The 23,630-nt window shown below is 39.3% G+C and carries 19 protein-coding genes; 7 read left to right on the top strand and 12 right to left on the bottom strand.

The features are described 5' to 3' along the window. Positions 1-2: 2 nt before the first annotated feature. The 5 genes from thiE (at position 3) to thiH (ending at position 4,493) form a co-directional block, all read left to right on the top strand. The gene (thiE, locus tag HWV02_RS21355) at positions 3-1,466 is read left to right on the top strand and encodes a thiamine phosphate synthase (protein WP_211689296.1); all 1,464 of its coding nucleotides are present in this window, start codon (positions 3-5) and stop codon (positions 1,464-1,466) included. Position 1,467: 1 nt separating this feature from the next. After that, positions 1,468-2,238, top strand: coding sequence for a HesA/MoeB/ThiF family protein (locus HWV02_RS21350; RefSeq protein ID WP_211673332.1), 771 nt, complete (start codon positions 1,468-1,470; stop codon positions 2,236-2,238). Between the two features lie 102 nt (positions 2,239-2,340). Further along, a complete protein-coding gene (gene thiS / locus HWV02_RS21345) occupies positions 2,341-2,538 on the top strand; it encodes a sulfur carrier protein ThiS (RefSeq protein WP_211673331.1) in 198 nt (65 codons plus the stop codon). Then, the gene (locus tag HWV02_RS21340; RefSeq protein WP_211673330.1) at positions 2,539-3,348 is read left to right on the top strand and encodes a thiazole synthase; all 810 of its coding nucleotides are present in this window, start codon (positions 2,539-2,541) and stop codon (positions 3,346-3,348) included. It begins immediately after the preceding gene. 23 nt (positions 3,349-3,371) lie between these two features. Further along, positions 3,372-4,493 (top strand): 2-iminoacetate synthase ThiH, encoded by a 1,122-nt coding sequence (gene thiH, locus HWV02_RS21335; protein WP_211689295.1) that lies wholly within the window; start codon positions 3,372-3,374, stop codon positions 4,491-4,493. A 60-nt stretch (positions 4,494-4,553) separates the two neighbouring features. Here thiH and HWV02_RS21330 read toward each other — a convergent pair whose 3' ends face one another. Continuing rightward, on the bottom strand, positions 4,554-5,480 hold the full coding sequence (locus HWV02_RS21330; RefSeq protein WP_211673328.1) for a DMT family transporter: 927 nt from the start codon (positions 5,478-5,480) through the stop codon (positions 4,554-4,556). Between the two features lie 119 nt (positions 5,481-5,599). Between HWV02_RS21330 and HWV02_RS21325 the strand changes: the two genes are divergently transcribed. Continuing rightward, positions 5,600-6,058: an Lrp/AsnC family transcriptional regulator gene (locus HWV02_RS21325; protein ID WP_211673327.1), complete on the top strand. Its 459-nt coding sequence runs from the start codon at positions 5,600-5,602 to the stop codon at positions 6,056-6,058. A 41-nt stretch (positions 6,059-6,099) separates the two neighbouring features. Here the strand turns inward: HWV02_RS21325 and HWV02_RS21320 are convergent, their stop codons facing one another. The 10 genes from HWV02_RS21320 to HWV02_RS21275 form a co-directional block, all read right to left on the bottom strand. Further along, entirely contained in the window at positions 6,100-6,750 is a 651-nt protein-coding gene (locus HWV02_RS21320; RefSeq protein ID WP_211677779.1) for an SCO family protein, read from the bottom strand. 20 nt (positions 6,751-6,770) lie between these two features. Beyond that, a complete protein-coding gene (locus tag HWV02_RS21315) occupies positions 6,771-7,250 on the bottom strand; it encodes a copper chaperone PCu(A)C (RefSeq protein WP_211677778.1) in 480 nt (159 codons plus the stop codon). A 14-nt stretch (positions 7,251-7,264) separates the two neighbouring features. Next, on the bottom strand, positions 7,265-7,720 hold the full coding sequence (locus HWV02_RS21310) for a hypothetical protein (RefSeq protein ID WP_211673324.1): 456 nt from the start codon (positions 7,718-7,720) through the stop codon (positions 7,265-7,267). 238 nt (positions 7,721-7,958) lie between these two features. After that, entirely contained in the window at positions 7,959-8,495 is a 537-nt protein-coding gene (locus tag HWV02_RS21305; protein ID WP_211677776.1) for a dihydrofolate reductase family protein, read from the bottom strand. Positions 8,496-8,521: 26 nt separating this feature from the next. Next, positions 8,522-9,403: a Dyp-type peroxidase gene (locus HWV02_RS21300; RefSeq protein WP_211677775.1), complete on the bottom strand. Its 882-nt coding sequence runs from the start codon at positions 9,401-9,403 to the stop codon at positions 8,522-8,524. A gap of 54 nt (positions 9,404-9,457) precedes the next feature. Further along, a complete protein-coding gene (locus HWV02_RS21295; RefSeq protein WP_211689294.1) occupies positions 9,458-11,248 on the bottom strand; it encodes an aminopeptidase P family protein in 1,791 nt (596 codons plus the stop codon). 234 nt (positions 11,249-11,482) lie between these two features. After that, entirely contained in the window at positions 11,483-12,388 is a 906-nt protein-coding gene (locus HWV02_RS21290) for a DMT family transporter (protein WP_211677773.1), read from the bottom strand. A 165-nt stretch (positions 12,389-12,553) separates the two neighbouring features. After that, the gene (locus tag HWV02_RS21285) at positions 12,554-14,578 is read right to left on the bottom strand and encodes a methyl-accepting chemotaxis protein (RefSeq protein WP_211689293.1); all 2,025 of its coding nucleotides are present in this window, start codon (positions 14,576-14,578) and stop codon (positions 12,554-12,556) included. Positions 14,579-14,855: 277 nt separating this feature from the next. Beyond that, positions 14,856-18,584, bottom strand: a complete 3,729-nt coding sequence (locus HWV02_RS21280) for an RHS repeat protein (RefSeq protein ID WP_211689292.1) — start codon at positions 18,582-18,584, stop codon at positions 14,856-14,858. 28 nt (positions 18,585-18,612) lie between these two features. Then, entirely contained in the window at positions 18,613-19,725 is a 1,113-nt protein-coding gene (locus HWV02_RS21275; RefSeq protein ID WP_211689291.1) for an RHS repeat-associated core domain-containing protein, read from the bottom strand. A gap of 954 nt (positions 19,726-20,679) precedes the next feature. Here HWV02_RS21275 and HWV02_RS21270 point away from each other — a divergent pair. Continuing rightward, entirely contained in the window at positions 20,680-21,951 is a 1,272-nt protein-coding gene (locus HWV02_RS21270) for a hypothetical protein (RefSeq protein WP_211689290.1), read from the top strand. A gap of 125 nt (positions 21,952-22,076) precedes the next feature. On the opposite strand, the gene gorA is transcribed toward HWV02_RS21270, so the two are convergent. Beyond that, positions 22,077-23,435, bottom strand: coding sequence for a glutathione-disulfide reductase (gene gorA / locus HWV02_RS21265; RefSeq protein WP_211689289.1), 1,359 nt, complete (start codon positions 23,433-23,435; stop codon positions 22,077-22,079). Positions 23,436-23,630: the final 195 nt, after the last annotated feature.

Genomic DNA, 23,630 nt, shown 5'->3' with positions numbered 1-23,630 from the left:
TAATGACTCAAGCCATTATTTGGACTATCGCGAGCTTTACTGCTCGCGATAATGTTGCGACTAAAATTGATATTAATACGATTAATGCGTTGGGTGGAGGTGGTTATCATGTATCGACGACACTATTATCTGATGCGGATTTTTCTGCTGAGTTAGCGATATTGACTGCTGCACCGGTAGCGTCTGCCATTAAAGTCGGTGTGATAGCGACAGCCTCACATGTAGAGATCTTAGCTGATTTTTTACAGGGGTATAAGCAAAAATATCCAGAACTAACCGTTATCTATGAGCCGTTATCAATTTCATTATCTGATATGGCAAAGACTGAATCAGCAGGCAACGTGCTAATAAATGTGATTAAAATACGCTTATTACCAATCGTGGATGTATTGATCTTACCGCAAGAGCAAGGCGGAACAGATGCTGCTGTGTTATTTGGTGCGACGAAACAAGCGATCAACTCGTTACTGAACCTCGGCGTAGAAGGTGTTTGTGCGAAAGGGATTGCTGTTAATAATAAGCAGCAATCTATCGTCCTCGATGTTTATATTGATGGACAACGTGAAATCTTATTATCGTCACCAAACGCGATATTAACCCCATCAAGTAAAGATGAAAACAGTGGTGTTTTTTCTTCAGCATTGGCAACTGTGATCGCCCAAGATTATCCGGTAGATGATGCATTAGTGGTAGCCAGAGCCTACTTGAACCAAACTTCTGATGGTTGGCCTACCGATCGCAGTGATTTCCCACAGGTCGTCTTACCGAATACGGAATTAGGCGATCAGCTTGGCTTAGTTCTACAAATGCAATTAGCTTATGATTTTGCACCTTGTGATACCAACCGCCTTGGGCTATATCCGGTGGTGGATACGATCGAATGGTTAGATAAAGTATTACAACAAGGGGTTAAAACCCTGCAATTACGTATTAAAGATAAAGCCCCAGCCGAAGTGGTTGATGATATTAAAGCTGCTGTGGCATTAGGCCGCCAATACCAAGCGCGTTTATTTATCAATGATTACTGGCAATTAGCTATTGAGCATGGTGCTTATGGCGTTCATTTAGGTCAAGAAGATATGCTTATTGCCGATTTTGTTGCGATAAAAAATGCGGGTTTAAAACTGGGTTTAAGCACACATGGTTATTATGAAATATTACGTGCACATCAAATAAAACCGAGTTATATCGCCCTTGGTCATATCTATCCTACGGTCACTAAAGACATGCCTTCAAAGCCACAAGGATTACAGCGTTTACAGCGTTATGCTGATTTAATGCAAGACTATCCTTTGGTCGCTATTGGCGGTATTAGCATAGAGAGAGCGCCACAAGTGGCTGCGACAGGTGTGGGGAGTGTCGCTGTCGTCACAGCGATAACTCGCGCTGACGATTATAAACAAGCCATTGCCGACTTACTGATTATCGCTGAACCGCAATCATCCTTAACCAGTGTGAGTCGTTAATATGACCGGATTAAGTGATCAGGAATATATGCGTTATAGCGCGCATTTACTGCTTAGTGATATCGGTGAGCAGGGACAATTAGCACTGCGTAATGCCAAAGTATTGATTGTCGGTGTAGGTGGCCTTGGCGCACCTGTTGCTCTGTATTTAGCTTCTGCTGGTGTTGGCCATTTATATTTAGCGGATGATGATCATGTTGAGCTAAGTAATCTACAACGGCAGATTATTTTCACTCAACAGCAGTTAAAGCAGATGAAGGTAAGCGCGGCAAAAGCCTCGTTAGCACAGCTTAATCCACATATAAGTGTCACGGCAATCGCACAAAGAGTAACCCTCGATAGTGCGAATCATCAAATGGTAGATATGCTTGCCCAAATTGATTTAGTCATTGATTGCAGCGATAACATGCTGACTAGGCAAGCGATAAACAAGATCTGTGTAACCCAAAAACTACCGTTAATAGTGGGCGCTGGTATTCGTATGGAAGGGCAGTTGATCTCGTTTAACGCACAGCAAACTGATTCGGCGTGTTATCACTGTTTATATCCTTTTGAAGAAACAGCTGAAACGAATAATTGCAGTACCTCGGGAGTACTCGGCCCCTTGGTTGGTGTTATTGGTTCTTTGCAAGCATTGGAAGCAATTAAATATTTAACCAGCATGCCGCTGTCTTCACTAAATAGGTTAATGCGTTTTGATGGTAAAACCTTGCAATGGCAGTACCTCTCTGTCACTAAAAATCCCGACTGTTCTGTGTGTGCAGGTCGCTAATACCAATACGAAATATAAGTGCTGAATATAAATAGTAAAACTAAGCAGTTAATTAAATAACCTCATGCCTGAATATTTGGATGTGAGGGACAGGGAGAGAAGATGAAATTAATCATTAACGATGAAATAAATAACCTAGCAGTGACGACTATTACGTCATTATTGACGGTATTAGAACAGCCAGAAAAAGGCATTGCGGTAGCGGTGAACCAAGCCATTATTACACGTCAAAAATGGGATGATTTTGAGTTGTCAGAAAATGATCGAGTGACTTTATTTCAAGCTATTGCAGGAGGCTAAATGTCAGTAACAACTTTAAACCCAGCATTCTTATTACCAAGTGATGAGCTTGTCATTGCCGATAAAACCTTTTCATCACGGTTATTTACCGGTACGGGGAAATTTAGCGATCAAAAAATAATGGCTGCTGCCTTGATTGCATCTCAATCCCAGTTAGTGACTATGGCATTAAAACGCATTGATTTAGCTAATCAAGATGATGATATTCTTAAGCCTTTGATTGCCGCTGGTATGAACTTATTACCCAATACGTCTGGTGCGCGTGATGCCAAAGAAGCGGTATATGCTGCACAATTAGCACGTGAAGCATTGCAAACGAATTGGATTAAATTAGAAATTCATCCAGACCCAAAATATTTACTACCAGATCCAATTGAAACTTTAAAGGCCACAGAACAGTTAGCGCGTGATGGTTTCCATGTGTTGCCATACATTCATGCCGACCCGGTATTGTGTAAACGTCTGGAAGCTGTGGGTACTGCTGCAGTCATGCCGTTAGGTGCACCGATTGGTTCAAACAAAGGTATTCGTACTGCAGAGTTCTTAGAGATTATTATTGAGCAATCGACAGTCCCTGTGATTGTTGATGCTGGTATTGGCGCGCCATCACATGCGGCGTTAGCCATGGAAATGGGCGCGGATGCGGTATTGGTTAATACTGCGATTGCGGTGGCTAAAGATCCAGTGGCGATGAGTCAAGCATTTGCGTTAGCTGTGCAAGCAGGTCGGCAAGCTTATTTAGCTGGATTAGGTCGCCAAGCACAGACTGCGGTTGCTTCTAGTCCATTAACGGCATTTTTAGATCTGTAATAACGCCAACTTAAGGTATAAATATGAGCTTTTACGAGCAATTACAAAAATTAGATTGGGATGATATTCGCTTATCCATTTATGCCAAAACAGCGGCAGATGTTGAGCGTGCATTATCGAAGTCTCGACTCGATCTGGATGACTTTCAAGCCTTAATTTCACCTGCGGCAGAACCTTATTTAGAGCAGATGGCACAGCGTAGTGTACAGTTAACACGACAACGTTTTGGTAATACTATCCAATTCTATGTGCCGTTATACCTTTCTAATATGTGCTCTAATATTTGTACCTATTGTGGTTTCTCGATGCATAACAAAATTCGTCGTACCACGCTGGATATGAAGCAGTTAAACAGTGAAGCGCGAGCGATTAAAAAAATGGGTTTTGATCATTTGTTATTAGTGGCAGGTGAGTCGGAACGTAAAGTGGGTATGCCGTATTTTCGTCAGGTATTTAATGAATTGAAATCGCAGTTCTCGCATTTATCCTTGGAAGTGCAGCCGCTAGAACAAGCCGATTATGAAGAACTAAAAGAATTGGGGTTAGATTCAGTATTAGTGTATCAAGAAACCTATCATCCCCGGACGTATGCCGAACACCATATCAAAGGTAAGAAGTCTGATTTTAAATATCGAATTGAAACCCCTGACAGGTTAGGCAAAGCTGGTATTCATAAAATGGGGCTAGGTGCATTAATTGGCTTAGATGAATGGCGTACCGACTGTTTCCATGTTGCTGCGCATTTAGATTATTTGCAAAAACGTTATTGGCAAACCAAGTATTCAATTTCTTTCCCACGTTTAAGACCATGTGAAGGTGCATTTCAGCCGAAGTCGATTATGAATGATCGCCAATTAGTACAGTTGATTTGTGCTTATAGATTGTTTAATCCGGATGTGGAATTATCGTTATCGACGCGAGAGTCCGAGCATTTTCGTGACAATGTTATTCCATTGGGGATCACCAGTATTAGTGCGGGCTCGAAAACCCAACCCGGTGGTTATTCTGACGATACAGAGAAAGCCTTAGAGCAGTTTGAAATTGATGATGACCGTTCACCAAATGAGATGGCAGGTCTAGTCAAAACGATGGGCTTAGAAGTGGTTTGGAAAGATTGGGATAGGTCGTTAACGGCACTTAAATAATGGGTATAGGCTGCTATCGCATAACGCGAACGCAGCCTATATTATAAAATCGGTCATTAATTATGACGATTTCTCTACTTTCGAGGCAATTCTTGTGAAACGTTTACTGATTAATTCAATCGGTAATTTACACAGTAAAACACCTGCAGTTAGCATTACCATCATGACTAATGATTCGTGACTAATCGTTCTACCGTTGATTGCACTGTCTAGACCAAGTGCGATAACGGGGAACACAAGGAAACAGATTGATGCTTGAAATGGGCTTGCCACTTTATTTAATTGGAAGTAAGCCATGATGCCGCCAATACCAGCAATAACGCCAAGGTAAATAACTGATAACCAAGATGTTGACGTGAATGTGCTAAAGTCTGGTTGCTCTATGAATGCGCCAACAGCCAATAATAATACTGAAGCAACAAGACATGGGAGTGCATTATACGTCAGTACGTGAATACCCTGACAACGGGTTTGTACACTGGTATAGATCGTAGCGTGCATTAATACGGCTAACACCAATGCGCCAACACCGATTAGGCTACCGTTCGCACTTACGCCCATCTCATTACTAATAATTGTAATTAAACTAAACAAAGCAATAGCAAGACCAGCTAGCTGGTGAATGTGTACTTTTTGGCGGTGTACTAATACGGCGAATGCTAATACGACAACTGGCATAGTGGCAAAAATAATCGACGCTAATCCAGATGAAATATATTGCTCACCAAAAATCATTAAGGTGAATGGTGCCGCAAAATAAAACACGCTGATTAACGCAAATTCAAGATTTTTACCTTTTGGGAACATCAGCGGGATATTGAGCTTGCGAGCAGCTAAAATTAATAGCGGTGCAGCCAGTGCAAAGCGTAATCCAGTTGCAGTGATGGGTGGAATTGAATGAACTGCAATTTCCATAGCCATCCAGGTTGTACCCCAGATCAAACATACAGATGCAAATAATAATGTAGCGACGAGTTTTGTATTCATAAGGCTATCTCTATATAAGTGCTGGAATATTTAATACGATAATTATATTGCTTTTAAGCAGAAATATGATTTCATATATATCACTGATATTGGCTTTTAAGGAAAGGATTTACTCCATTATGTTAGATTCGAAGGATAAATTGATTTTAGACATACTGCAGCGCGATGCATCTTTGTCAGTGGCAGAACTCGCGGATAAGGTGAGTTTAACGGTATCGCCTTGCTGGAAGCGGTTAAAACGGTTAGAGGATAGCGGTTATATCTTACGCCGAGTGGCATTATTAAATGAGCAGAAACTCGGCCTTGCACTCACAGCCTTTGTTAATATCAAAACCCAAAATCACAGTGATACTTGGTTTAAAAAGTTTGTCGTGAGTGTTGATGGCTTTGCAGAAGTGACCGAGTTTTACCGTATGGCTGGCGAATACGATTACATGATGAAGGTACTAGTGAAAGATATGGCTGCATTTGATGTGTTTTATAAACGATTAGTTAATTGCGTCGATGGATTAACTGATGTTACCTCTTCCTTTGCGATGGAAGGGCTAAAAAATACGACGCAATTACCTATCTCTTAATTTCTATAAGGCATAGGTTCTTAATAACGAGCATTACAGCATTATAATTTAAGTAGGTCTTTAGCTATTTTCTTTGCGCTATGGGGCGGTGCAAATGCCGCAACATATTGTCCTTCTGGATTAACTAAATACAGTCGAGAAGAGTGATTAATTAGATAACTCTCACGCTGACCTTCAGGTATTGGACTATTGTAAGGCACAGAGACATATTTACCATTATTCGCTAAAAACGTTTTTTGATAAATAACGCCAAAACTAGCGACTAATTTATCAATTTCGCTCGTTTCACCTGTGATGCCTATAAAGTTGTCGTTATAAAAATGCGTATAAGTTGTCAGCATTTCATTACTATCACGCTTCGGGTCGACCGAAATAAATACTACTTGTGGCATGGTTTTACCAGCATCAGTCATGATATTTGCAACATTGTTGAGGTTGTATAATTCAGTTGGGCAAATGTCTGGACAGCTGGCATAACCAAAGAAAACTAATGACCATTTACCTTTAAATAAGGCCTTGGTGTATTCTTTATTATCGCCGAGTTCGAAATCTGGCAAGCTTATTTGCTTAGGTTGTGCGTAAGCCGTCGTGAATGTCGGTAAATTTGATTGCTGTATATTATTGGCAATAATAGCGCCGAGTGCACTAAGGCCGATAATACCCGCAGCGATTATCGCCTTAGACTTTTTCATTCGTTAATCCTTTGTCGAAACTAATTATGTTTCATATTAGTGTGATCCATTTTAGTCTTACTGTTATCACGTTTAACTGGCATTTTTGTACTAATTTTTTCACCATTTAACAAAGTGAAGGATACGTTGACTAACTCACCCGGCGCCGCGATCTTGTTTGGTTCTAATAACATTACATGGTAGCTACCCGGCTTAAATTTAAAAACAGCATTGGCAGGAATTGTTACTTTCTGCTGTTTTTGCATTGTCATCATGCCATCTTTTTTACCAGATAAATGCAGTTCGCTACGGCCAAAACCTTGCGCTTCAACATCTGTGATCACTATTGGTTTATCACTGTGATTCATAACAGTGAAAAAAGCTGCTTGTACTTTTGCAGATGGTGGTGCAGCTCGAACCCAAGCGTCCATTATCATCATATTAGTTTTTTCCGCCGCAAACGTCGGTGCTGCAGATAAAATAGCAGTTGCGATAAGCGTGGTAATTATTGATTTTTGCATTTGTTCATCCTGAATTAATGAGTTGTAGTGGTAAATTGAAAAGGTATTAAATAAGGCCGACCAGCTACCGTGACGGTTAAGTCTGCTTGCCATAACATTTCACCCAATATACAGATTGCTAGCGCGGTTTCTGCTTGGTATCTATCTTTTTTTATGGCATTCAGCTGTGTAGGGAATCCCGGCATAATCATGTTCACACCATTAATTGTAATACTGGCATTGTCAATGTTAGACCCGTTCAAATTAACGGATAACGGCGTCATTGGTTTTGCATTGAATGGCGTGATCGACAGTGAAATTGCGTGACCTGGTGTTAACTGAACCTGACATTCTTGTTGATTCACACGACAGTCCTGTGTCAGTGGTAATTGAATGTGGTTGAGATCTTGCTGCGGCTGATAGAAGAAGTTGAAATAACCGACAGCAGCGATAGAAATAGTACTCATACCAACAGTTAACCATTTAGACATGGATAAGGCTCTTATACTTAGTATTGGGTTCGAAAAAGGGCATCCGCTTTATAACAAAACGATTAATAACATAATATTACTTTAATTTTTAATGTAGATAAACCGCCAATAGAATAAAACGTAAGTTAGCACTTGTTTTGAGGATATTTAAAAAGTGGGACGATGGCAGGTCGGGGTTAAGGTGATGCCGTTAATATATATTAGCGGCATCGGCCGTATTAATGCGGATTCGTATCATTCATTTTTGTTGTTTTTTTATTATCTTATAATGTGTTTGTATCAGTCCTGATGGATAGGATTGAGAGGATAATAGCGTTACTCCCAGTTCTGGCAGAGGCGCATTAAATAAACGTATGCCATTACCGAGTAAAATTGGAATGGTAGATAAAATTAATTCATCAACTAAATCTAGCCGTAATAAAGAATCGGCCAAGTTTGCACCACCAAGTAACCAAATATTACCTTCATCACTGGCCTTCAGTTGCTTAATTGTTGCGGCGGGGTCGGTAATAAAAGTGACGTTATCATTAGGAACAATGTCGGGAGAGTGGGACGCGACAAAGCATTGTTTATTGGTATAAGGCCAGTCGCCAAAGTCTTTAATCACCTGAAAAGAGCTGTTTCCCATGATCACAGCACTGACATCATTGAAAAATTGTTGGTAACCATAATCTTCATCTTTGACTTCAACATTTGAGAGCCATGAGATGTCATGGTCCATTCTGGCAATGTAGCCATCAAGGCTAGTTGCTATATACAAAATAACGTTCGACATAATCATCGCTCCCGGTTGAATGCAAATTAATTCATTAATGTATCTAGCTCTGTCTGAGAAGGGGCAAACCAATATGATCCTGTTACCGCATCTGAATAATCAATCAATCTGTCTGTGACTCCGTCAGGTATTCCATACATACGTTGTAGCTGAGTCGTAAAGCGTAATTGTTCACATGCGAATGCTAAAAAGTATAGTCCGTGTTCGGATGCGTTACCATAAGGCGAACTACGACGATATATCTTCATTCCCGATACATCTGTGCGGCTGACGTGTGAATTAGCTGGCATCGCATCGCCGGATAACTCGATATCGTCTTCTTTAGTACGACCTACAACCGCTTCTTGCTCCGGTACTGGCATCGCATTGAAACTACTTAAATCGTGAACCCATTTTTGTGATAACACAAAGCTACCGCCTGCTCCTGGTTGTCCTGTTGGGATCAACGAAGCTAGTTGGCGCGCGTCTTCTTTTGGATTAGCAGTGCCGTCAACAAAACCAATGAGATCACGATTTTTATGGTATTGGAAACCGGAAATATCCAGTTGGGTATCGGCAATTGTACTTATCACCGATTGGATATGAAATGCTTGCTCTAAGGTATGGCTAGCATTGTCGCTATGGATCCAAAACATTATATCACCTTGGCTCGCGATGGCTTTTTTGCCGTGCGGACTCGCTATCTCGGTAAAATCGTCAAATGCAGTAAGTTGTAAATCAGGTAATAGCGTATTCGTGGCACTACGACCAAAGGCAATTACGATGTTAATGTCATTTGTTTGTTTGCATAATGCTTTTTGCAGTGCACTTTGGATATTGGCTAAGTAAACATCCTCTTTCAATTTGTATTCTAAATGATGATAGCTTTGGCTTTGTTCGTTAAAAATAGCGATCTGTGGTTGGGTCATGCCAACTCCTTCTAATGCATAACCAATCGATTAGATTGGTTACATAATAATTAATTAAATAGCGTGTGTAGCTTGAGATAGCCACTGTAAATCAGCACCGGTTAACAATGGGGATAATGCGTCACGTACTTGAGCGTGATAAGTATTGATCCAGTTTACTTCGTCTTGTGAGAGTAGCTGTTGATCTATCAGATGCAAATCAAAAGGAACCAGTGTTAATGTTTCAAATTCGTAGAATGTCTTGCCATCATGCCCATTATCTTTAGCAACAACATAAATTAGGTTCTCACAACGGATACCATATTCATCTTGTTTGTAGTAACCCGGCTCATTGGATACCACCATACCCTGTTCTAATGCTACGCCGTTAGCGTTTTTACCAATACGGTGTGGACCTTCGTGTACATTCAAGAAACAACCTACACCATGCCCAGTTCCGTGGTCATAATCATAACCTTGTTGCCATAAGAATTGACGCGCGAGTGAATCCAGTTGACCACCGTTAGTGCCTGCTGGGAATTTCATTTTAGCCAGTGCGATATGGCCTTTTAATACCAAGGTGAACATTTTTTTATGCTCAGCACTCGGTGTACCAATGGCAACAGTACGGGTAATATCGGTTGTACCATCAAGGTATTGAGCGCCTGAATCGAACAGGTAAATACTGTCCATTGGGAGTTGTGCTGGCACGCCATTATTATGATTGTAGTGACACATAGCGGCATTACCACCTGCTGCTGAAATAGTATCAAAACTTAATTCAACGAAGTTCTCATTCGATGCACGGAAACTTGTCAGCTTGTCAGAAAGGTAACCTTCATCATGCAAACGCCCTGCGGCAACTTCTGTTTCTAGCCAATTAAGGAAGCGTACTTCTGAAGCGCCGTCACGAATATGTGAGGCACGCATACCTGCAAGTTCAACTGCATTTTTACAGGCTTTTGGTAATGCTACTGGATCATTGCCTGCAATGAGAGTCGCACCAGCTTGCTGTGCGGTTAGCTGGCTGAATGCATTTGATGCTTCAGGATCTGCTAATACATGTAATTGCTGTTCTCCGAGCGCTTGGTAAGTTACAGTTGCCTGTGATTCATCAACAATCTCAACACCTGCGCCAACGTGTTCGTGAAAACCAGCGGGGATCTTCGATGGATTGGTGAAGAATGTCATCGAACCGTCTTTACGTAATACAGCACTGCCTAAGATCACGCAGAAGCAATGAATGTCTTTACCACGGATATTCAATAACCAAGCAATAGAATCTAACGCGCTGATAATAACGGCATCAGCACCTTGCTTCTCAATATCGGCACCAATCTGTTGGCGTTTTTCTAAACTTGACTGGCCAGTGTATTTCTCATCGAGTAACAGGCCTAAATTTTCTGTTGGTATAGGTCTATCTGACCAGCTCAAATCAATAGGGTTTTCATTGACTGCCACTAAGTTTATTTGTTTATCTGCTAAGGTTTTTTTACTGGCGTTATGCCAATTTAAATTATGTACTTTGGCGTCATAACCGACATTTGCATTGGCGGGTAATTGTTCACTTAACCAAGCAACATGTGGTGTTTCGATAAGATGATAAAACTCAAAGCAATCGCCATTAACTTGCTGCTTAACCTGAATTGTATAACGACCATCGGTAAAAATGGCGGCGCGATCTTTTAAGATTATTACTGTGCCTGCTGAGCCGGTAAAATCACTGCACCATAATAGGCGTTCATTATGTGCTGGTACGTATTCGCCAAGGTACTCATCTGCGCGCGGAACGATAAATGCGTCTAAGTTTGCTGCATTCATATGGGTACGTATTACTGCTAATTTCTGTTCTATTGTTTGAGGCATCTTGCTGTCCGGTTCGTCATGTTACCTGACGCACTACTCTGCGTTTTATAGGATCATGTTCTGGTTATAGAAAGAGAGAATATTGAAACATTAACCTGTTAGGGTTTAGATATGCAAGAGGAGGTAATGGGGATTGTGATACTTTCAGTAATTAAACCGTGATTAAGTCATTATTACGGTTTAATTTGACTCCGCTGGTGGCTGATTTTATTTATCAGCCACCAAGTGTCACAATTATTTCACTGTTACGGTACTACGTTTTTTACGCCAGTTAATTTGTTGGATAACGAGTCCGATGATAATTGTTACTAAGCCGATGAAGGTCGAAGGATGAATTTCTTCACCAACAATGGCACTTAATAAAAACAGCGAGATAAATGGCGAAATAAAGATAAGGTTACTTACCTGTGCGGTATTGGTGGCTAATTTAATGGCCATTAACCACAATACAAATGAAATCCCCATTTCAAATAAGCCGATATAAATCGCGCCTAAAATACCTTCTACAGAACTAAGATTAAAGTCTGCGAGTAGCGCTGTTGCGACGAGGGTAAAGGGTAAACTTAATAAAAACCCAAGTAACAGACTAATAATAGGATCATTGTTATTTTTCGCATTAATAATCCAGTAACTTGCCCAAATCAATGTACTTAACAATGCAAATACAACCCCAAGTGGACTTTCAAAATTAAGGCCTAATAGATCCCCCTTAGTGGCAATGATTAAGGCACCGGTATAACTGAATAAGATTGCCACCCAGTCTTTTTTTCGGATCTTTTGGCCTAAAAAAGGCACTGATAATAATGTCAGTGTGATTGCCCAAGTATAATTTAAGGCCTGGGCTTGTGATGCGGGCAGTAAGTCATAGGCTTTAAATAAAACTAAATAATAGAGAAACGGATTAATTACCCCCAGTGTTAAATAGAATAGCGGCTGCTTAACAAAATATTGTTTAAGTAAATATAATTTTTTTTGCTGGTAAGCAATACCCAGCAGTAGAGCAATACTGGTCAATGAGGCAATTAGAACCATTTGAATGGGGGCAAAATGGCTAAGAGTAATTTTAAATGCGGAGGCTACCGTGGACCAGAGTAAGACTGTAATAAAGCCGAACAGCATAGCTTTTTTTTGATTTTTCATTTGTACCAGTTTCGGGTGTGGGTTTAGACGTATTGGCAGTGTAGTCGGCAAATTTATTCAAATCTAGTGTTTCATGCGGGATAACTTATATTCAAATAGTTAAATTGTGGCTTAAAGCAATGAAATACACTTAAACCACTAATTAAAAATGCTAAAGTATAACTTTTAAAAAGCATACTCCTCGGCAACTTCAGTTAACTTATCGGCAACGGTTAATAAGTTATGTGCTGACTGAGTAGCACCTGTGGCAACAGAGCGTGCCGAATCCGCACCCCCAGATACATTACTGACATTACGTTCAATTTCCTCTGCCGCGAGACTTTGTTCTTCAATCGCACTCGCTATTTGGTTATTGAGTGAAACGATCTTATCGACTGACAAAGTAATCGCTTCAAAGGTATTTGAGGCTTCTTTGGCCTGCATCACGCCCATGTTGGCTTGTTCTCTGCCTACTGCCATTACTTTTACTGATTCTTTCGCGCCTGATTGTACACGTTCAATCATCGCTTGAATTTCATTCGTTGATTGTTGTGTGCGGCTTGCGAGTGTTCTCACTTCATCTGCGACCACCGCAAAACCTCGCCCCTGCTCACCGGCCCTGGCTGCTTCAATTGCGGCATTTAATGCCAGTAAGTTGGTTTGTTCGGCAATACTCTTGATCACTTCCACTACACCTCCAATATCGGCGCAATGGCTTTCTAGTTTCTGAATGGTATCACTTGATGTTTGTACCTCTGAAGCAATCGCATTAATGGCGATGATAGTCTGGTCTACAACTTGTTTGCCTTCTAATACAGCACGCTCAGCATCATGTGTTGCTCCAGTGGCATCATTGGCATTGATGGCCATCTCGGTTGATGTTGCTGCCATTAGTTTTATTGCCGCCGCGATTTGATGGGTTTCCGTTTGCTGTGCGGTTATTGTTGTTTCTGCGGAATTGGTTTTATCTTTAATGTCTTGAACTGAACTATGTACATCTACGGCACTGCTATTGAGCTGCTTGACTAATGTGCGCATGCCATCAATGGTGCTATTGAAATATTGGGCAATAATGGCCAATTCGTCACTGCTGACTATATTTACGTTTTGTGACAGGTCGCCATTTGATACATTCTGCGCTACTTGACTGATACTACGTATGGTTTCGGTTAGAGAAATATAAATACTTAATAAGATCACCATGCAAACTACAAATAGGGTGATTAGTATCGCGTAAAAAATATTTAGCTCGCTATTTTTTTCACTGAGTCTGACAGCTATTTCAGTACCGAGTGTATTAAAGGCAACTTGATACAAATCATTGGTTTTTACTCGTAGCTCTTCACCTAAACGATAAAGCGTATTTGGGTCAATTTTGATCTCGGCTGATACGGTATTTATTAACTGGCGGTCGAGTAGATCTTCGAGTATCGCCATGGTGGTTTTGATCTGTTCAAGTGGTGTGACTAAGGTGCTGTGATAGTCGGAGTTAATTGCTACTAATGCTTGCACATCATTATCGGTTGCTGAAAAAATAATATTAAGTTGATCAATGCGGCGGCTTAAATCATTAAAGCTGGTGGCTGTAAACGCGGCAAACGCTGCCGTCTCAGCTGCTTTGTCTGTTACTTGGTAAGAAAAATCAGCGAGTCGTGGTAATTGACTTTGGGTTAAATTAATCAGGTAATAGCTACCCAAATGTGAATCAAATAATAGTTTACTTTCGCTGTTGATCTCACGGGTACCTATACGCAGGTTCTCTAACATTAAATCGATGGCATAGAATATTTCTTCTGGTAATAAAAAATCACTGTCGGCTTTGAGTTGTTGCCAATCGGTAGTGATCTTATCAAACGCTGATAATTGCAATCCTGTTGCTGCCGTATAAGCACTGTAATATTGATTGAAGGTGTTTTCTGCGAGCTCTTGTGCTTGTTGTATTTTGTCATCTCCAGGTTCAAGTTCTGCAACTTCCAAGCTTAATAGATGGCGATAATCAATTAACTTATCAGCGACTTCAGGTAAGTCTTGTAATAATTGATAGCCTTGCAGCTCAGATTCTGCAAAGGCGATATCTTTTTGTGTTTGCGAGATGATTTTAAATGAAAAAAATACAATCGGTGTGGCAAGTAGTAAGATCACTAAACCAAACTTTTTCTGAAATGATAATCGGCTAATCAGGTAAGTGACTGGCTGCAATAATGCGCCCATAAAAATATCCTTATCAATATGGTTAGAAAGTGGTGAGCCTGAGAAGTATGGTTAAGTGGCTAATGCCAACGTATGAATAATATAGCTAGTTGTTAGGTGAATGTTAAGTATTTTGTGTGCGTATTTAACAAGGATGGGGTCATTTCGTGATCTCTATAGCGAGATAGGAAATATTATTGAAATGAAAGTGGGGGATTAAAACAGTAAAGTTCGCATAGACATCCTTTCTCGTAGAAAGGATGTCTATGATTCACGCATTTACGGTTTGACCTATGGCTTAACGGCTACCGTAAGGGCTATATATATGAGATTTATTCTCATTAGTTGATATTTCGTTAATACAACTCCCTTTGCAATCAGTGATCAGGATTTGTTCTTTTATTTCATCATTGTGGTGAACAAAACGGATAAGCGGGCTGTTATTAACTTTTAATAGTCGAGTATGACTGTTTCCTTGTTGCTCATGCAACAAACCTGAGTATTGACTATAATAAAGTTTAATGTCTTCTTGGCCTATAACCGATTGTTCAATTAGGCTGTTACCAGCACTATATTTATAGTCTGTAAGTTTCTCGTCATTCGCATCTAGTATGCCAATTAACTGTCCCTGAGAATTATATTTATATTGTCGATTCTGCTCATCAATAAGCTGGTTTCCATTAACATCATAACTGATAGTATAGTCTGCGATCCCCTCATAACTATGAGCGACCTCTTCTAATAACTGATTCTTATCATAAGTATAAACAGCTTTATCGCTTTTAAGTGAACCGTTATCAGTTATAAAACTTGTATCAACACTTTCAATATTGTTAAAACAATCAAAGGTAAAGATTTGAGAGATTATTCTTCCAACATCTTTATAATTAGGCCCACTAACTCCAGTGACGTTATAGTTAATCATACGACCATAATCATCATACTCATAACTCTCTGTTAAACTAGATAACTCATGACCAGACAAATCTACTATTGTTTTTTTATCTAGCTTCCCATCATTTTTATATTCATAGCCCTGATTTATATAAGGGTTATTGTCTATCTTAGTTTCCTTTCTCTTTAATCGTGAGAAGTTATCGTAGGTGTAACTATTTTCTATATCGTAAGAAAGTTGTGAGCTAATCGTTTCATATTCAACTCTATCGAATTTATCATACCCTAAAACGACTTTAACATTTCCAACCTCAATACTACTCAGCCGATGATATTCATCGTAATTCTTAATTTCTTCAACCCCGAAGAAATCAACACATTTAATAAGTTTACCTTGACGTGAATACGTATCATAACTAGCAGTACGATCCCACTGACTCTGAGATTTAAGTTGACCATTAGTATAATATTCTTTCGTTATTTCTATTAGTGCATTTTTAGAGAAAGTAGCTTGCCCTCGATGATTGTATTTGAACTCATTAAATGCCCCATCACTTGCCGTGGAACTTTTAATCATATCGGGTATCGAATATAATTCGAAAGTAGTGCTGCTTCCATCTGGTTGAGTAACTTTTGTTGGTTTTTGATTCGCGCCACTATATTCAAAATGAGTGGGTTTATCACTTTTCGACTCTTCTACGACACGGCCAAGAACATCGAAATCTCTTTTACCTATTACTACGTCGTTAACCTTAAATACGGTCACGCGTTCTTCATTAGAATAGGGGTCAAACTCATTTTTAACTTCTAATTTAGGAGTTCCAGCCGTCGTTATTTGCTTTCTTCGGCCGAGATCGTCTAGTGTATAACTAGTCTTAATACTATTAGGATCTATTGTGTTAATTAATCGACCAAAACCATCATATGTATTTTTTATTGTGTAGTCTGGGTATTCTATCTCGATAGGCTCTCCTTGTTCATTGAAATAAGTTTTCACCTTACAAATTTTATCAGTGCCAGATTTTAAATAATTCGTTTCACTATTCTCAGCTTTGTTTCGGTTTACAGCCTCAATAACCCCAGTAGGCCGCTGAGTTTCAGTCACCTCATCCCAAATATTGTAAGTATAAACATTAGATATTTTCACTTCACCCTCACCAAAATCATCATAAATGCTTTCAGTTTCCAATAATGCTTGAGCATTATACTCTTTGCTTCTAATATGCTTTAGCTTACCAGAGGAATCGGTAGCATAATATTCTATTTCATTTCCGCGCGAGTCAAACTCGTACCTTTCTTTAGTTTGATCAGATATTGTAATGTGCAGCTTATTTTTATCCGATAGATAATCATATAACTTAGTTATTTCATATTTCGTATTCGCACTGTAAACCTCTTTTTTGACCCTGCCAAGTAAATCATATTTATAGCTTACTGTCGCGCCGAGTTCATCTTTAGTACCCACCTCAAAACCATGGTGAAGAGATAAAGTAGAGCTAGCATTGAACGGTCCAATAGGCTTTCGCATTGGATTAGTATCAATAAAAGTGGTTGTTTTATTAATTGTTAAATGGTCATCTGTTAAATCATATTGATAGTCAATTATAGATTCTGCTGCTGCAGTGGTAACATCCTCTTTCTCTAATTGGCTATGTAGTTCAGGATTGGAAACCTGATCAACATAGGTCATTTTTTGTTTTTCTACTTCCTTACCTGACATTAATTTCCGTTGTACATCCAGTAGCAAGAACGTCTTTCCGTCTGTCAAACTTGGAAAAGGGAGATATGTATACAGGGTTTCATTTGTGGGTATGATTGTTCCTTCGGGAGTATACGTGCTCCATGAAGATACAGTTTTTTCTTTAACATAAAAAGGAAAAGGACTTGGTGAGTCTAGCTCTTGTGGTGTGTAATATTCATATGATTCTGCAATCCCGTAGGCATCTCTAGCTAGTGTTAAGTTGTTATAGATATCGTAATCTGTTTTTAACGTTTCACAACGTGAAACGTTATTATCATAAAAGGTTGTATTTGTTTCTTTTTCACGTAAATACTGTGCAGGCTGTTCATCAAATTTTATCTTAGTATCAGAGTAATACGTTATTACTGTTTCTTGCATAACGTTGTTAGTATCAGAGTCGGTCAACTCTTCGTTTATCATTTGATGATATTTATTAAATGTTTGCTTAATTGTCTTACCAGGAGACGTTTCAGTACTCCAATATTCATAGTCCTCACGAGTCTCAATCAAGCTGTCATAACCTACCTTATAATTAGCAAGTCCAGAGCCTAAAAAGTTCTTTGCAGAATAACTATAACTTTTTTTCATTTTTTTTAAATCAGACCCTGTGGTAATATGATATTCAACTGCAGGAAGATATTCTACCGGCCCTCCATTAGGTAACCTTGTTCCTGTATTTGAATATTGAAGCGTCTCTTCCATCCCGCTAGAATATTTCACAGACTTGATAACATGCAAACTATGCAGATTTTGATAGGTCAAATTGATACTCTGTTCTTCACCGAATGTAATAAGCTGTATCCTGTTAACTGACTTATCTAGAGTAACCTGTGTTTGACCATCAGAACCAACCGTCGTAGCACGATACTTACTATATACAATCTCCAGTTCTTTTCCTGCGCTATCCTTTATGCTTTTTAAAACGTTATTCATCTGATATTCGTAGTGAACTCGGTGACCAGATGGATGAACAACTTTACTTAAATAACCATCACGATCTAGATGCTCTATTACACCATTTTTATAAGTTATACGAATAAGCTTATTAACATAGTCAATTTGCACATCTTTTTCTTTTAAATATCTCGCAGATACTTTATTTTCATAACTGTTTATTTCTATATAAAAGCTTCTGCCATCGGACAAAGATAAACGGTTACTGGCTTTATGATAACGACTATGATTGAGAGACCATCCTTTTCCAAAACCTAGATCTTCATTACTCATCATATTGTAAGATAATTGGAGTTGAATTTTCCCTATGCCTGCCGCATTGAGATGACCAAATATAATACTGAAATTAAATGTTCCTGTTCTAAGGTCAACATCAGAAGAAAATTGCTCGCCAAAGTTAAATGCAGTTGAAACAATACTATTAATATTATTTTCCATTAAATAGTCTCCTTGTATTTTTGTAAAATTATAAAAACTCATTGGTTAGAGTACCGGCAAAATAGACAGCCCTAAACATTTCACAACCATTCGCAGCGCCCCAATTCGTGCGCGCCGCCAGAAGGGTTTTAGCATGCGGAGCAACATCATTGTTCCTTATTGTATATCCCCTACTAGATCCCCCTGTTTGGTCTGGAAGTCGTGAGATGTTAGTTGCTATCTTTACTCCGGTTGTGGCCATGCTCCAATACTTGGTTTTATTACTCACGTTGAAGTCGGGATTAGCCTGTTCTGCGGCACCTAACATACTAACAACTGCATCTCCCGTATATGCAACCGCGGAAATGCCACTCTTTACTGAGCTTCCAACAGATTTCGCTATTTTTGTTGCACTTGCTCCTGATTTTGCTACACCCACTGCTGCTCTAGTTGTTGTCGCAAACGCATTTATTGTACTAGCGGAAAAAGAAACAGCGCTGGCAATACCAAACGCCGTTGATGCATATCCTAGATTCTTTTTATGAGGGTTATCATCACTTATCGATGCACCTCCTATTGCGAGTGTGCTTGAAACCATTCCAGCAGCCCCCCCCACAATACCCATAACCGCCCCAGCAAAGCCTGGGGCTGTCGCTCCAGCTAAAGAACCAAATGACGCTATTGTTACAAGAGTGCACATAATAAGGCCTAATACACCGCCAATAATTCCCCAAAGGTCTGCAGAACGACCAGTAGGATCAATAAAGTTAATCGGATCGCCAAGACAATAAGCGTATGGGTTAATGCCCCCATCACCAAAGGGACTCAGCTCATCAGCTTGATTAAAACGCATTAATGCAGGGTTATATACTCGATAGCCTTGGCCTAAGTGATATAACTTAGTAATAGGGTCAATACGCTCACCATTAAAGCCAATGGAATTAATTATAATTTTTAGTTGTTTATCTTCTCTTAATAAATCTGCAGCCGCTTTAACTGATGTAGGAAGAGTCGAAAATGATACGACTGAAGATAAAATTGATGCTCGAATCAAAAATTGCCTACGAGATAATTTTGGCAGGAAACTCAAGTTTTTTTTCTTTAATATTTTGAGTTCGGAATTATTTATTAATATTTTTTGTGTTTTGTTTCTAAATTTCATTCTTTATCTCCTAAGTAGAATATTAATTACAGGTGATTATGAAAGTTAAATTTAAACGTCTAAAATATAGAACTGAATTTTAGGTGAGCACTGTACATTTCGGTTTTATAAGTGAGCTTATCAGCAAAGAAAGGCAATGGCGCATCCTAAATATGACGGCTTAATTTTCTATTTTTTAGTATGTTTGATGTTTTCTGTATCTCAACTATCACCGTTTGGTTTTGTCAATAATTCGTTTAGATCATTTATGTTGAAAATAAAATTGATAGAAACCTAGAGGTGGCTATCTGGGTAAGTGGCTAACCCTTAAGGGGGAGGGTGGTCCGAAGTTAGAGTAAAAACACTCACCCGTCAATGAAGAAGAGGCCCGTTTACATTTTCTTACATTTGACGTGCGTTTTATTTACATCTCAAGGGTTCATTAACAAATACGAAGTGTGCGGTGGTAACTAGCTCGACTGACTAGGTTTGCTTTTTTATAATTAAAAGGCCATCTAAGTCCGTATGGAATACCTTTTGGCAAGGTTGTGGCGAGTCAGTGGAAAGCCTTGTACATGGCGAAGTAGGTGACAGTTATATTCGGTATTGAGCAGATATATAGTCACGACAAAATGTGGCTGGATCATTGTAATGGCAACACTTAATGCTATTGAATTTAAAGCGCAATTCCACTCAAAGCAGAGGTTTCCCGCATATTAAAACTCAAACGCACACGTAAAATGAACACTAAATGTAATCAAGTGCAACTAAGTGTGATCAAATGTAACTAAATGCAATTAAATGTAAGCAAGTTGCATTTGTGTTGACGGGTTGAGCTTTTCACACTACATTCCCAGTGCCCTAGTACTACTAAATGGCTATGCCGCCGAAGGGGGCTTTTAAGTGGTTAGTTCTGGTTTTTTATCAATTTGATAGTGTTTAATTCTTCACGTAATCAATAAAGGATAACTTGTTATGAAAAATAAAATTGCACGGGCAGCCCTTCTGCCGATCAGCATGCTTTGTTTCTCAAATGCTTTCGCTGAATCAAGTATGGGAAACTCAGATACTCAGCGCCTCTTAGGACCTAATTTTGCACAAGAAAAAAAGAGTTTTGATCCTAACACAATGTATATTACCAGCCTAAAAATCAATCAAAACATCAATAAGGTTACATATCCGATTTATGCGAATGGTAAAATGCAAGCTCCTGTAGTCGTTGAACTAGAAATTAAAAATAAATCCGATAAAAGTTTGGTTTGTATTAGTGATATTGCTAATAATAAGAGCCTTATTCGTTTTTATGATATGACAATCGGTCCTATTAATGGTCGGGGCTCTTTCGTAAGTCTTGATGGCGACGTTGGAGATGATTACTCTGAAAACTGGAAAGCTAGCAGGGAAAAAAATGATTTCTCAAATGTAATGAGTTCTTATTCGGACTATTCACTTTTAATTGATGATACTACGCTTGAGCATCCAACAACCAATGGTAATTGTACCAATTCTGGTTTAAACACCTTCATTTATTATGTTACCTCAAATGAAGGTTCTCATCTTAAACAGCTTTGTGCGACAGTTGGTGAGGTAGGTGATTCATGCCCTTATGACAGCGGGATTATTGAGTTTGCGTCGGTGAGAGCTATGACGGCTCCAATCTATAATAAAAGTGACTTTATAGAATCTAATCAATTTATGTGGACTAAGGATATGGATGAGGAATCGATGGGCTCTTTCTTCCTTAAGCGATTAACTCCGATCAGTCCAGACTTGATCGTCCATAGTATAAATACTGATACTGATATGAAAAGGTTCGATACTTATAAAGGCATGTACGAGGTAGGTACGCATAATCAATCATGGCATACTACCACATTTAGAACTGGAGGAAAATCTGGAAATCTAATTGCTTTACCTATAAAAAAAGATGGACAAATTGTAACCCCTCCCATTACTTATGGTGTGGATCAACATCGGCAGCATAAGTCATTCCCTTCAATTACAATCCCTGGCGGTAATGCCATTAATTTCATTCGTGGAGAAGGGACGGAATATATAAATGCCTGGGGCACGCGATATGGTTGGGTGCCAGCGATTGGACGGCAAACCACATATGTACAAAAAGGCATTTCGCAGACAGCAGTGGCTAAGACAATTTATTACTATGATCAATTCGGAAATAATATTGAATTGATGTCTGGGACACTCGACAATCATGACAATTTACAAATTATCACGATAAATTAATCAAGTAAGAAACGAATAGCCAATGTAATATTCAGCATTGGCTATTTTTTCTAATTCTGAAAATATATTATGTGCAAATCAATTACCTCTTGGTTGGTAAGGCAAACGTCAGTTTACCAGCAACATCAACCTGTCATGGTAACAAACTCTTCTGACCCCGTAGGGTGGATAGCAACAACGCTATCGAAATCCGCTTTGGTTGCGCCCATCTTCATCGCGACACCAAAACCTTGGATCATTTCGTCAGCAGCAAAGCCAATGCCGTGTAGACCAACAACGGTTTCTTCTCCACCGGCACAAACCAATTTCATTTTGCAAGGCTGACGGTTTGAAGTGATTGCTGTATACATAGCAGTAAAGCCTGACTGGTATACTTTAACGTTTTCTTCGCCGTATTGTGCAATTGCTTCTGGTTCTGTTAAACCGATAGTACCAATTGGTGGGTGGCTAAATACAACCGTAGGGATCAGGTTATAATCCATTTTAGCTGTTGTTTTACCGTTGAATAGACGTTCTGATAATTGACGACCCGCTTTCACAGCAACTGGTGTTAGTTCAACACCACCTTCCATAATGTCACCTACACAGTAGATACCATCAACATTGGTGTTTTGGTATTCGTCTACTTTGATGTAACCACGGTCATTGGTTTCAACACCCGTTACTGCAAGGTTGATTTTGTCTGTAGAAGGATGACGACCGATAGCCCAGATTAGGGTATCAACATTTTGTGATTTGCCATTTTCAAGGTGTAAGGTGATAGAACCATCTGCTTCTTTCACTACTTCTTTTGGTACTGAGTTCGTATGTAACTTTGGACCTTCGGTATTCATTACATCAACCAAGGTATCAATTAAGATTGGATCAAAGCTACGCAGTGGAGATTCTTTACGGACAAATAAATGTGTTTCGCTGCCTAAACCGTTTAATACACCTGCTAGTTCAACAGCAATATAACCTGCACCGATAACTGCAACGCGTTTTGGTTGCTCTGTCAATTCAAAGAAACCATTCGAATCAATACCGTGCTCAGCACCTGGTACATTAGGAATTGTTGGTGCGCCACCTGTTGCAATCAGGATATGATCGGCTGTGTAGGTTTCACCATTTACGCTGACGGTTTTTTTGTCTACGAAGGTCGCAAAACCTTTGATCACAGTGACTTTATTATTACCTAAAACATTGTCATAAGAAGTGTGGATTCGGCCGATATAAGCTTCACGTGCCGCAACTAATTTACCCCAATCAAGGCCTTTATTTTCAACATCAAAGCCATAATCTTTTGCATAAAGGTGCATTGCTTCTGCGATTTGAGCACCATGCCACATTACTTTCTTCGGTACGCAACCAACATTAACACAGGTACCACCAAGCGCATTCGCTTCGATAATAGCTACTTTTTTACCGTACATTGACGCTCTGTTTGCAGATGCAATGCCGCCGCTACCACCACCGATTGCAATATAATCAAAATGCTGTGACATATTTTTGTAGTCCTTAAATGAGAAGATGAACTTATTATATGACTAAGTTCAGAACCTTGTTTGTAATAAAGTTAATTACACAGTTTAAACTGTATTGACGGATATTATTAGTAGGTAAAGCCATTCATAGTCATTACTTTTACCTATCAATGCTGAATTCGATATGTCGAGTGTTTCTCGATATTTACTCGCTAT

Origin of the sequence: Moritella sp. 28, from assembly GCF_018219435.1 — a bacterium.
Taxonomy (GTDB): Bacteria; Pseudomonadota; Gammaproteobacteria; order Enterobacterales; family Moritellaceae; genus Moritella.
The sequence above is the reverse complement of the archived record's forward strand: the minus strand, read 5'-3'. Positions and strand labels throughout refer to the sequence as shown.